The organism is Promicromonospora citrea (assembly GCF_013004695.1).
GTDB classification, from domain to species: domain Bacteria; phylum Actinomycetota; class Actinomycetes; order Actinomycetales; family Cellulomonadaceae; genus Promicromonospora; species Promicromonospora citrea.
Map to the genome: position 1 here is coordinate 1 of NZ_JABEMG010000144.1, position 10507 is coordinate 10507.

Sequence of the window (10507 nt, forward strand, 5' to 3'; positions counted from 1 at the left end):
ACACGGCGAAGCTCCTGCGGTGAAGGCTGTCTTGGCGGACTGCTCTCAACTACAGGAGCTTCGCTGCTGCTACCAGCACAAACACGGTCTTGACACCACACGCAACGCCCTAACTTCCCGGCATTGCGTCTAGGGCTCGTCGACCCAGTGGACGGCGGCCTCCTCGGCGCTGGCTCCCGCGCCGTCGATGCCCGCGTCCGTGCCGTACAGGTCGTTCTCGCGGCCTCCGTCGGCGCCCGGGTCGGCGTCGTCGTCCGAGACGAGTCGCCCCGCGCGTGCGGTGTCGGGCCGATCGAGCGGGTCGCCCTGCCAGACGTCGGGCTCCTCCTCGCTGAGGCGCCGGTCCATCGGCTCGCGGTTGCGCTCCTCCCACGCGGTCTCGCCCCAGTGGTTCGACCGCGGGCGGTCGGGCGGCGAGTAGCCCTCGTCGAGAGCGTCCTTGGGGCCCCGGTGGTTCAGCGTGTCCTCGTGGGGCAGCTGGTCGGTGTCGCCCTCTGCGACCGTGTCGGGGCCCGGCATCGGCATGGTGGCTGGGGTTTCCTCGGTCATGCCTCTACGGTGGCACCAGTCGGCCCAGCACGCCACAGTGCCGGGGGACGTGGTGAACGTCATGCCTCCCGGCGGCGTTCCTGTGCCGCTTCGCTTTGACCCCTGGGGAACCCGCTGGGTATCCTTTTGAGTCGTTGTGCTCTGTCACGGTGTTCCTGCGTCGGTAGCGCGCCCACTCGCGAGCCGACGTCCGGCCCGGACGCCAACCTGACTCCCGCGCACAACGACCTGACTCATCGGGCGACGCTTCACGCCCGACGACACCGCAAACGAAAAGGTTACGAACCGTGCGTACGTACACCCCCAAGCCCGGCGACGTCCAGCGCGACTGGTATGTCGTCGACGCGACCGACGTCGTCCTGGGCCGCCTGGCCAGCCAGGTCGCCAATCTGCTGCGCGGGAAGCACAAGCCGACCTTTGCCCCGCACGTCGACGGCGGCGACTTCGTCATCGTCATCAACGCGGAGAAGGTCGCGCTGAGCGGCAACAAGCGTCAGACCAAGATGGCGTACCGCCACTCCGGCTACCCGGGCGGCCTCACGGCCACCCCGTACGGCCAGCTCCTGGACACCAAGCCGGAGCGCGCCATCGAGAAGGCAGTGCGCGGCATGATCCCCAAGACCTCGCTCGGTCGGACGCAGATGACCCACCTGAAGGTCTACGCAGGCTCTGAGCACCCGCACACGGCGCAGCAGGCCAAGCCGTTCGAGATCACCCAGGTTTCGCAGCAGGCCTGAGGCCGCTGCCGGATCGCAACGCGAAGGACGCGAGGACACCACAGTGGCCGAGACCACCGTCGACATCGAGCAGGGCGACGAGACGCCCAGCACCTACACCACCGAGACCACCGCGCCCGCGACGCGCGGTGCGTCGATCACCGCCCCCGCCCAGGCTCTCGGGCGCCGCAAGGAGGCCGTGGCGCGCGTGCGCCTGGTCCCCGGCACCGGCACCTGGAAGATCAACGGCCGCACCCTCGAGGACTACTTCCCGAACAAGGTGCACCAGCAGCTCGTCAGCTCCCCGCTGACGCTGGTCGAGGTCGAGGGCCGGTTCGACGTCATCGCCCGCATCACGGGTGGCGGCACGTCGGGCCAGGCCGGCGCCCTGCGCCTGGGCATCGCCCGCGCGCTGAACGCCATCGACGCCGAGGCGAACCGCCCCGAGCTGAAGAAGGCCGGCTTCCTGCGCCGCGACGACCGCAAGGTCGAGCGCAAGAAGGCCGGTCTCAAGAAGGCCCGCAAGGCTCCGCAGTACAGCAAGCGCTGATCCCAGCGCTCGGCCGGATGGCCCCGCCGAACAGTATCGCCACTGTTCAGCGGGGCCATCCGCTTTTCTGGCAGGGACGGACGCCCGCTACGGTGGGACGGGAACGATCTGAGGAGTAGCGGTATGGGCAGGCTGTTCGGCACCGACGGGGTTCGGGGTCTCGCCAACAAGGACATCACGGCAGAGCTGGCGATGGAGCTGGGCGTCGCGGCGGCACGGGTGCTGACCGCGCAGGGTGAGCTGCTGGGCCCGCGGCCGCGGGCCGTCGTCGGGCGGGACACGCGCGCCTCCGGCGAGTTCCTCGCCGGTGCGGTCGCGGCGGGCCTCGCCTCGGCCGGTGTGGACGTCGTGATGCTGAACGTCCTGCCCACCCCCGCGCTCGCGTACCTGGTGACCGAGCTCGAGGCCGACCTCGGCGTCATGGTGTCCGCCTCGCACAACCCGATGCCCGACAACGGGATCAAGTTCTTCGCGCGCGGCGGGCTCAAGCTCGACGACGCCGTCGAGGACGCGATCCAGGCGTCGCTCGGCGAGGAGTGGGAGCGCCCGACGGGCGCCGATGTCGGGCGGATCCGTACCGACGGCCAGGCGGCCGCCGAGCGGTACGTGCGCCATCTCACCGACAGCGTCGGCACGACGCCGGACCACCGGCCCCTCGAAGGTCTGCGCATAGCGCTCGACTGCGCCAACGGCGCGGCCAGCGAGGTCGGGCCGGAGGCCCTGCGCGCGGCGGGCGCCGACGTCGTCGTCATGAACGCGAGCCCGGACGGCCGCAACATCAACGAGAAGTGCGGCTCGACCCACCCGGAGCAGCTCCAGGCCGTGGTCGTGGCCTCGGAGGCCGACTTCGGCGTCGCGTTCGACGGCGACGCCGACCGCTGCCTCGCCGTCGACCACACCGGGGCGATCGTGGACGGCGACCAGATCCTCGGCATCCTGGCCACCGCGCTCAAGGAGGACGGGCGCCTGCCGGGCGACACGCTCGTCGTCACGGTGATGAGCAACCTCGGCCTCCTGCTCGCCATGCGGGAGCGCGGGATCACCACGGTGCAGACGGCGGTCGGCGACCGCTACGTGCTGGAGGAGATGCGCGCGCACGGCTACGGACTGGGGGGCGAGCAGTCCGGCCACATCATCCTGGCGGAGCACGCGACGACGGGCGACGGCGTGCTCTCGGCGCTGCACCTCGCCGCTCGGGTCAAGGCGTCGGGCCAGCGCCTGGCCGACCTCGCCGGCGAGATCGAGCGGCTGCCGCAGACGCTCGTCAACGTGCGCGGCGTCGACAAGTCGCGTGCCGGCACGGACGAGGGTGTGCAGGCGGCGGTCGCGGACGCCACGGCGCTCCTGGGCGACACGGGCCGGGTGCTGCTGCGGCAGTCGGGCACGGAGCCGCTCGTCCGCGTCATGGTGGAGGCTCCGTCGCAGGACGAGGCGGACAAGGTGGCGGAGGACCTGGCCGCGGTCGTGCGGGAGCGGCTCGCGCTGGAGGGCGCACAGGCGTGAACGGCGCGTGAATCTCTCGGGTGCGGGACCGTTCCAGGGTCACCCCTGATGATTCTCAGGGGGGCCGGGTGCGTAGGCTGGCCGCAGGCACCACGAGGTGCCGTGATCTGACCCCCGGGTAGCGCCCGGCCGAGAACCTCCGAGGTGTCGTGCTCGATCTCATCGCCACAGTACTGAGCGCCACCGAGGCATGGATCCTCGCGATGGCGGCCTCGCCGTGGATCTACCCGGCCATGTTCGCCTTCGCGACGATCGACGGCTTCTTCCCGCCGCTGCCCAGCGAGTCCGTCGTCATCACGCTGACCGTCTCGGCGCACTCGACCGGCACCCCGTGGATGTGGCTCGTGCTGCTGACCGCCGCGGCCGGCGCCTGGGTGGGGGACCAGATCGCGTACCAGATCGGCCTCATGATCGGCACGGAGCGCGTGCCCTTCCTCCGTGGCCCGCGCGGCCGCCGTGCCGTGGCGTGGGCCGAGCGCGCGCTGACGCGCCGGGGGGCCTCGTTCATCCTCGCCGCGCGCTACGTGCCGATCGGCCGGGTCGCCGTCAACATGACGGCGGGCGCGCTGCGGTACCCGCGCAAGCGGTTCATGGTGGTCGCCGCGATCGCGGCGGTCATGTGGGCGCTGTACTCGGCGGGCATCGGGCTCGTCGCGGCGCAGTGGCTCGGGCACGAGCCGCTGCTGGCGATCGTCATCGGCGTGGTGCTCGGCGTCGCGATGGGCTTCGTGGTCGACAAGGTGGTCGGCTGGTTCTCGCGCAAGCACCTGGTCGAGGAGCCTGCGCCGGACGCCACCGGCCCCGACCCGGCCGCACCGGACCCCGCTGAGGCGGACGCGGCCGCCGTGCCCGCACCGCGCACCGCCGCCTGAACCGACGCGGGCACCGCCACCGCCGAGGCGACGGTCAGAGCTTGCGCAGCCGGACCCGTTGCACCGCGTGGTCCGAGCCCTTGGTGAGCACCAGCGTGGCGCGGCCCCGCGTGGGCAGGATGTTCTTCTCGAGGTTCGGCGCGTTGATCGACTCCCAGATCGAGAGCGCCTTCGCCGTGGCCTCCTGGTCGGACAGCGACGCGTAGCGCTTGAAGTAGGAGTCCGGCTTGGTGAACGCCGTCCGGCGCAGCTCGAGGAACCGGTCGACGTACCACTGCCGGATGTTCCGCGTCCGGGCGTCGACGTAGATGGAGAAGTCGAAGAAGTCGCTCACCGCGACCGTCGACTCGTCGACCGAGCTCGGCCGGGCGGGCTGCAGCACGTTGAGGCCCTCGACGACGAGCACGTCCGGCTTGCGCACCACGACCTCCTCGCCCGGCACGATGTCGTAGATCGTGTGCGAGTACACGGGCGCGCGGACCTCGTCCTGCCCGGCCTTGATGCGCGACAGGAAGCGGATGAGGGCCCGCCGGTCGTACGACTCGGGGAACCCTTTGCGCTCCATGAGGCCCCGGCGCTCCAGCTCGGCGTTCGGGTAGAGGAACCCGTCCGTCGTGATGAGCTCGACGCGCGGGGTCTCGGGCCAGCGGGCGAGCATCTCGCGCAGCACGCGCGCCGTCGTCGACTTGCCGACGGCGACCGAGCCGGCGACGCCGATGACGTACGGCGTGCGCGGCGGCTCCTCGTGCAGGAACGTCGACGTCGCGGCGTGCAGCCCTCCCGTCGCCTGCACGTACAGGTTGAGCAGGCGCGACAGGGGGCGGTAGATCGCGTCGACCTCGGCCAGGTCGATCGGGTCACCGAGCCCGCGCAGGCGCTCGACGTCCTCGTCGGTCAGCGGCAGCGGGGTGGACGCCGACAGGCGGCTCCACGCCGCGCGGTCGAGATCCACGTAGGGCGAGGACGGGGCGAGGGCGAGCAGGTGCTCGCCGAGGTCCGTGCTCGAGAACTGGGAAACCACCTGCAGCATTGTGCCGCACGCGGAGGGTGCCATCGTCACGAGGGCTGTGAGGCCTGTCATGGGGCGGGTGCCGAACGCTCGATAGACTCGCGCTCATGTGTGGGATCGTCGGTTACACCGGAACAGCAGCCGCGGACGGCGGCCTGACGCCGTCGGGCACGCCCCTCGACGTCGCGATCGAGGGCCTGCGGCGCCTCGAGTACCGCGGCTACGACTCGGCCGGTGTCGCGCTCGTCGCGCCCGGCCTCGACGGAGTGGCCTGGGCCAAGAAGTCGGGCAAGCTCGCGAACCTCGTCGAGGTCCTCGACCACGACCCGCTGCCCGTGGCCACGGCGGCCATCGGCCACACCCGCTGGGCGACGCACGGCGGCCCCACCGACACCAACGCCCACCCGCACCTGGCCGACGGCGACCGGCTCGCCCTCATCCACAACGGCATCGTCGAGAACTTCGCGCAGCTCAAGAACGAGCTGCTCGCCGACGGCGTCGAGTTCCGCTCCGAGACCGACACCGAGGTCGCCGCGCACCTCGTGGCCAAGGCGTACCGCGAGACCGGTGACCTGACCCGGGCCATGACGGAGGCGGCCCGCCGGCTGGAGGGCACCTTCACGCTGCTGGCCGTGCACGCCGACGCCCCGGACACCGTGGTCGGTGCCCGGCACGACTCGCCGCTCGTGGTGGGTCTCGGCGAGGGCGAGAACTTCCTGGGCTCCGACGTCGCCGCGTTCATCGCGCACACCAAGGAGGCCCTGGAGCTCGGCCAGGACCAGGTCGTGACGATCACGCCGACGTCGGTCGCGGTCACCGACTTCGACGGCAACCCCGCAGAGGCCAAGCGCTACACGGTCGACTGGGACGCGGCGGCCGCGGAGAAGGGCGGCTTCGCCTCCTTCATGGACAAGGAGATCCACGACCAGCCCCAGGCCGTCGCCGACACGCTGCTGGGCCGTACGGACGCCTCCGGTGCCCTCGTGCTGGACGACCTGCGCATCGACGAGTCGGTGCTCCGCGCCGTGAACAAGATCATCGTCGTCGCCTGCGGCACCGCCGCCTACTCCGGGCACGTCGCCAAGTACGCGATCGAGCACTGGTGCCGGATCCCCGTCGAGGTCGAGCTGGCGCACGAGTTCCGCTACCGCGACCCGATCGTCGACGAGCGCACCCTCGTCGTGGCCGTGACCCAGTCCGGCGAGACCATGGACACCCTCATGGCCGTGCGGCACGCGCGCGAGCAGGGCGCCAAGGTCATCTCGATCGTGAACACGCACGGCTCGACCATCCCGCGCGAGTCCGACGCGGTGCTCTACACGCACGCCGGCCCGGAGATCGCCGTCGCCTCGACGAAGGCGTTCCTCGCGCAGATCACCGCCGCGTACGTGCTCGGCCTGTACCTGGCCCAGCTGCGCGGCAACAAGTTCCCCGACGAGATCGGTGCGCTGCTCGACGAGCTGCGGGCCATGCCACGCAAGATCCAGACCGTCATCGAGCGCGGCGAGTACGTGCGCGCGACGGCCCGGTCGATGGAGAAGTCCGACAAGGTCCTGTTCCTCGGCCGCCACGTCGGGTTCCCCGTCGCGCTCGAGGGTGCCCTCAAGCTCAAGGAGCTCGCGTACATCCACGCGGAGGGTTTCGCCGCCGGCGAGCTCAAGCACGGGCCGATCGCGCTCATCGACGAGGGCCAGCCGGTGTTCGTGGTCGTGCCGTCGCCCCGCGGGCGGGACTCGCTGCACTCCAAGGTGGTCTCCAACATCCAGGAGATCCGCGCGCGTGGTGCGCGCACCCTCGTCATCGCGGAGGACGGCGACGACGAGGTGCGGAAGTACGCCGACGAGATCTTCTGGATCCCGCAGGCGCCCACGCTGCTGCAGCCCCTGCTGGCCGTCGTGCCGCTGCAGATCTTCGCGATGGCGCTCGCGACCGCGAAGGGTCTGGACGTCGACCAGCCGCGCAACCTCGCCAAGTCGGTGACGGTGGAGTAGTCCTGCCCCGAGGTGTGGCACGCTCGGCCGGGTGGATCTGCAGCAGCTCTCCGACGAGGTCGAGGTCATCAGCCGGGTGTACGCGCGCGTGCACGGTGTGGAGCGCACCGACGACTGGCTCGTCCTGAAGCTCCAGGAGGAGGTCGGCGAGCTGACGCAGGCCTTCCTCACGCTGTCCGGGCGCTCCCGCGACCGCGGCCTGTCCGACGACGAGGTGCGCAGCGCCTTCCGCGGCGAGGTCGCCGACGCACTGGCGCAGCTGCTGCTCGTGGCGCGCCGGTTCGACGTGGACCTCGGCGAGGAGCTCGAGCGCAAGTGGTTCCGCTGGCGGCACCTCGTGCGGCCGGAGGACACCGAGGGCATCCCGGGTGTCAGTGGGTCCGTCTAGTCTCGGACCCGCTGACGAGGGAGGTGTGGCATGCCGTACGTCGAGGTGGACGGCGCGAAGGTCCACTACGTGGAGGCGGGGCCCGCGGCGGACGACGCCGTGGCGACCGCCGTGCTGGTGCACGGGTTCCCGGTGGACCACCGGCTGATGACCGGCGCGTTCGAGCCGGTCTTCGCGCGCCGCGCGGGGTGGCGCAGGGTCTACGTGGACCTGCCGGGAATGGGCCGGTCGCCCGCGGGGGACGTCGCGAGCACGGACGACGTGTTCCGGGTGCTGCGCGCCGCCGTCGGGGAGCTGGTGCCCGAGGGGCCCTACGCGGTCGTCGGGCAGTCCTACGGCGGGTACCTCGCGCGCGGCCTCGTGGCCGCCGACGCCGGGCGCGTGGCCGGGCTCGCCCTGGTGGTGACCGTCGTGGACCCCGTGCACGAGCACAGGACGGTGCCCGAGCACCGGGTGCTGGTGCGCGAGCCGGCGCTGGCCGACCGGCTCGGCGGGGCGACGCTCGACGCGGAGGAGGTGCTCGTCGTCCAGACGACCGAGACCTGGGACCGGGCCCGTCGCGAGGCCGACCCCGGCGAGGCGGACGCCGACGCCGCCGCGGTCGAGCGCATCGCGGCGCGCTACGCGGGCACCTTCCCGGTCGAGCCCGCGGCCTTCGAGTGCCCGGCGCTCGTGGTGGTCGGCCGGCAGGACTCCGTGACGGGCTACCGCGACGCCTGGGCGCTCCTCGAGCACTACCCGCGTGCGACGTTCGCCGTGCTGGACCGGGCGGGCCACGCACTGCACCTCGAGCAGCGCGGGTTGTTCGAGGCGCTGGTGGGGGAGTGGCTCGACCGGGTCGAGGAGGGCGCCGACGGAGGCGTCGGGAAACGCGAGGCGCGCTGAGCGCGCGTCAGCTCGAGGCGGCCACGAAGGCCAGGAGCGCGACGATCGCCGCGATCACGACGCCGAAGACCACGACCATGACGACAGGGAAGGGGAGCTTGTCGTCGTCCTCGGGCATGGTGCGCCTCCTCCGCATGAAAAGAGGCGCGCTGCACGATGCAGGCGCCGTCTTTACCTCTGCATTACGGCGATATGGTGCCCCAAAACGGTCATCCCACGCAAGGCCGTCCGTGGGATGGGCCCGGCCTAGGCTGGGCACATGATCATCGGGACGGGCATCGACGTGGTCGACGTGGCCCGGTTCATGGAGACGCTCGAGCGCACGCCCCGGCTCCGCGAGAAGCTGTTCACCGAGGTCGAGCGCGAGCTGCCCGCCGCGTCGCTGGCCGCGCGGTTCGCGGCGAAGGAGGCGATCGCCAAGTCGCTCGGCGCGCCGGGCAACCTGCGCTGGCACGACGTCACGGTCCACCGCACCGTGGGCGGCCCGCCCCGGATCGACGCCCGCGGCACGGTGGCGGCCCGCGCCGCCGAGCTCGGCGTGCGTACCTGGCACATCACGATCTCGCACGACGCGGGGATCGCCTCGGCGATGGTCATCGCCGAGGGGTGACCTGCCGCGGAGCGGCCCGGCGTCCGCGCCGGCCGTCCGGTGACCGGAGCCGCGGCGCGGACGGACCGTCACTGCAGGTGCGGGATGACCTGCTTCTCGAAGAGCTCGATGCCGCTGGTGTCGTACGCGGCCTCCGCGAAGGCCGTGATCGCGTACCCCAGGCCGCGCGACCTCATGTCCTGCAGGCGCTCGACGATCTGCTCGGGCGTGCCGACCAGCAGCCCGCCGCGCCAGTTGGCCGCCTCGCGGTCGGCGTGGTCGGGCACGAGCTTGCGGAAGTGCGCCTCGATCCAGTCCAGACGCTCGGCGACCTCGGCCTCGGTCTCCCCGATGACCACGTTGTAGTCGGCGGACCGGGTGATCTCCCCGAAGTCGCGGCCCAGGTCGCGGCAGTGCGCCTCGAGGACGCCCGACTTGTGGTCGAACTCCTCCGGCTTGCCCGAGAAGTTCGTGTACTGCGCGTGCTGCGCCGCGATGCGCAGCGTCTTCTTCTCGCCGCCGCCCGCGATCCACAGGGGGATCGACGGCACCTCGGCGCCGCCGTCGCCCACGGGCAGCTGCTGCAGGGGCTGCGGGTAGCACAGCGCGCCGTCGACCTGGTAGCGCTTGCCCTCGAACGTGCCCGACGAGCCCGTGCGCCACATGCTCGCCATGATCTGCACGCCCTCGTCGAGGGCGCGCAGGCGCTCGCCCGCCGACGGGAAGCCGTAGCCGTAGGCCCGCCACTCGTGCTCGTACCAGCCGGCGCCGATGCCCATCTCGACGCGGCCGCCCGAGATCGCGTCGACCGTCGAGGCCACCTTGGCCAGGTAGGTCGGCTCCCGGTACGACATGCAGGTGCACATCTGCCCCAGGCGGACGCGCTGCGTCGCCGCGGCGAACGCCGCCATGAGGGACCAGGCCTCGTGCGTCGCCTCGGTCGTGGGCTCGGGGACGGTGTGGAAGTGGTCGAACACCCAGGCCGACTCCCAGGCGAACTCGCCGCCGGGGACGGCTTCGCCCGCGGCCTGGTTCTCGGCTCGGTGGACGAGGGACAGCATGGTGGCCCACTGCTCGGCGGGCGGGATGCCGACGAGGTCGAGCCGCCAGCCCTGCGGGATGAAGAGTCCGAATCGCATGCTCCGACCCTATGCCGAGCGGCGTACCGGCGGGACGCCGTGTCCATACCGCTACCCGAGCCCGCTACCTGGACCCTGCCGGACACGGCACTATAGGACCGTGAAGGACGCGTGGAGCTCGGACGAGGTACGCAAGGCGGAGGAGCCGCTCATCGCGGCAGGGGTGCCGCTCATGGCGCGGGCGGCGTACGGACTCGCCCAGGTGGTGCTGCGCGAGGTCGCTGCGCGGCGGGCGCGGACGCGCGCACGCGCGGGCGGCGTCGACGGCGCGCGCCTGCGGGGCAGCCTCGGGTCCGACGGCCTGCCCGGCACGGCG

Annotated in this window: 11 protein-coding genes and 1 pseudogene; 9 read left to right on the forward strand and 3 right to left on the reverse strand. The window is 71.9% G+C overall.

Translation table 11 applies throughout. The features are described from left to right. Positions 1-129: 129 nt before the first annotated feature. Positions 130-549 carry a DUF5709 domain-containing protein gene (locus HLB15_RS19980; RefSeq protein WP_171107938.1) on the reverse strand — a complete coding sequence of 140 codons (420 nt, stop codon included), beginning with the start codon at positions 547-549 and terminating at the stop codon, positions 130-132. A 287-nt stretch (positions 550-836) separates the two neighbouring features. Between HLB15_RS19980 and rplM the strand changes: the two genes are divergently transcribed. The 4 genes from rplM to HLB15_RS20000 all read left to right on the forward strand — a co-directional run bounded on the left by rplM (position 837) and on the right by HLB15_RS20000 (position 4190). Beyond that, positions 837-1286, forward strand: a complete 450-nt coding sequence (gene rplM, locus HLB15_RS19985) for a 50S ribosomal protein L13 (RefSeq protein WP_171107939.1) — start codon at positions 837-839, stop codon at positions 1284-1286. A gap of 43 nt (positions 1287-1329) precedes the next feature. Continuing rightward, positions 1330-1815, forward strand: a complete 486-nt coding sequence (gene rpsI / locus HLB15_RS19990; protein ID WP_171107940.1) for a 30S ribosomal protein S9 — start codon at positions 1330-1332, stop codon at positions 1813-1815. Between the two features lie 123 nt (positions 1816-1938). After that, positions 1939-3318, forward strand: a complete 1380-nt coding sequence (glmM, locus tag HLB15_RS19995) for a phosphoglucosamine mutase (protein ID WP_171107941.1) — start codon at positions 1939-1941, stop codon at positions 3316-3318. Positions 3319-3467: 149 nt separating this feature from the next. Further along, complete coding sequence (locus HLB15_RS20000; RefSeq protein WP_229784943.1) at positions 3468-4190, forward strand: DedA family protein; 723 nt, start codon at positions 3468-3470, stop codon at positions 4188-4190. Between the two features lie 34 nt (positions 4191-4224). On the opposite strand, the gene coaA is transcribed toward HLB15_RS20000, so the two are convergent. Continuing rightward, positions 4225-5220 (reverse strand): type I pantothenate kinase, encoded by a 996-nt coding sequence (gene coaA, locus HLB15_RS20005; protein WP_171107942.1) that lies wholly within the window; start codon positions 5218-5220, stop codon positions 4225-4227. Between the two features lie 86 nt (positions 5221-5306). Here coaA and glmS point away from each other — a divergent pair, with 86 nt between their 5' ends. The 4 genes from glmS (at position 5307) to HLB15_RS20025 (ending at position 9073) form a co-directional block, all read left to right on the forward strand. Beyond that, positions 5307-7190: a glutamine--fructose-6-phosphate transaminase (isomerizing) gene (gene glmS / locus HLB15_RS20010; protein WP_171107943.1), complete on the forward strand. Its 1884-nt coding sequence runs from the start codon at positions 5307-5309 to the stop codon at positions 7188-7190. A 31-nt stretch (positions 7191-7221) separates the two neighbouring features. Next, positions 7222-7578, forward strand: a complete 357-nt coding sequence (locus HLB15_RS20015; RefSeq protein WP_171107945.1) for a nucleoside triphosphate pyrophosphohydrolase family protein — start codon at positions 7222-7224, stop codon at positions 7576-7578. Positions 7579-7608: 30 nt separating this feature from the next. Further along, positions 7609-8463, forward strand: coding sequence for an alpha/beta fold hydrolase (locus tag HLB15_RS20020; protein WP_171107946.1), 855 nt, complete (start codon positions 7609-7611; stop codon positions 8461-8463). A gap of 259 nt (positions 8464-8722) precedes the next feature. Then, a complete protein-coding gene (locus HLB15_RS20025; RefSeq protein ID WP_171107948.1) occupies positions 8723-9073 on the forward strand; it encodes a holo-ACP synthase in 351 nt (116 codons plus the stop codon). A 68-nt stretch (positions 9074-9141) separates the two neighbouring features. Here HLB15_RS20025 and HLB15_RS20030 read toward each other — a convergent pair whose 3' ends face one another. Then, positions 9142-10191 (reverse strand): LLM class F420-dependent oxidoreductase, encoded by a 1050-nt coding sequence (locus HLB15_RS20030; protein ID WP_171107950.1) that lies wholly within the window; start codon positions 10189-10191, stop codon positions 9142-9144. Positions 10192-10291: 100 nt separating this feature from the next. On the opposite strand from HLB15_RS20030, the pseudogene HLB15_RS20035 reads away from it, so the two are divergent. Continuing rightward, positions 10292-10507 (forward strand): annotated as a pseudogene (locus HLB15_RS20035) (bifunctional ADP-dependent (S)-NAD(P)H-hydrate dehydratase/NAD(P)H-hydrate epimerase); the annotation flags it as partial.

Bases quoted from the DNA above. Each gene is read 5' to 3' on its own strand.
- HLB15_RS19980 (WP_171107938.1), bottom strand. From the start codon at position 549: ATGACCGAGGAAACCCCAGCCACCATGCCGATGCCGGGCCCCGACACG.
- glmM (WP_171107941.1), top strand. From the start codon at position 1,939: ATGGGCAGGCTGTTCGGCACCGACGGGGTTCGGGGTCTCGCCAACAAG.
- coaA (WP_171107942.1), bottom strand. From the start codon at position 5,220: ATGCTGCAGGTGGTTTCCCAGTTCTCGAGCACGGACCTCGGCGAGCAC.
- glmS (WP_171107943.1), top strand. From the start codon at position 5,307: ATGTGTGGGATCGTCGGTTACACCGGAACAGCAGCCGCGGACGGCGGC.
- HLB15_RS20020 (WP_171107946.1), top strand. From the start codon at position 7,609: ATGCCGTACGTCGAGGTGGACGGCGCGAAGGTCCACTACGTGGAGGCG.
- HLB15_RS20025 (WP_171107948.1), top strand. From the start codon at position 8,723: ATGATCATCGGGACGGGCATCGACGTGGTCGACGTGGCCCGGTTCATG.
- HLB15_RS20030 (WP_171107950.1), bottom strand. From the start codon at position 10,191: ATGCGATTCGGACTCTTCATCCCGCAGGGCTGGCGGCTCGACCTCGTC.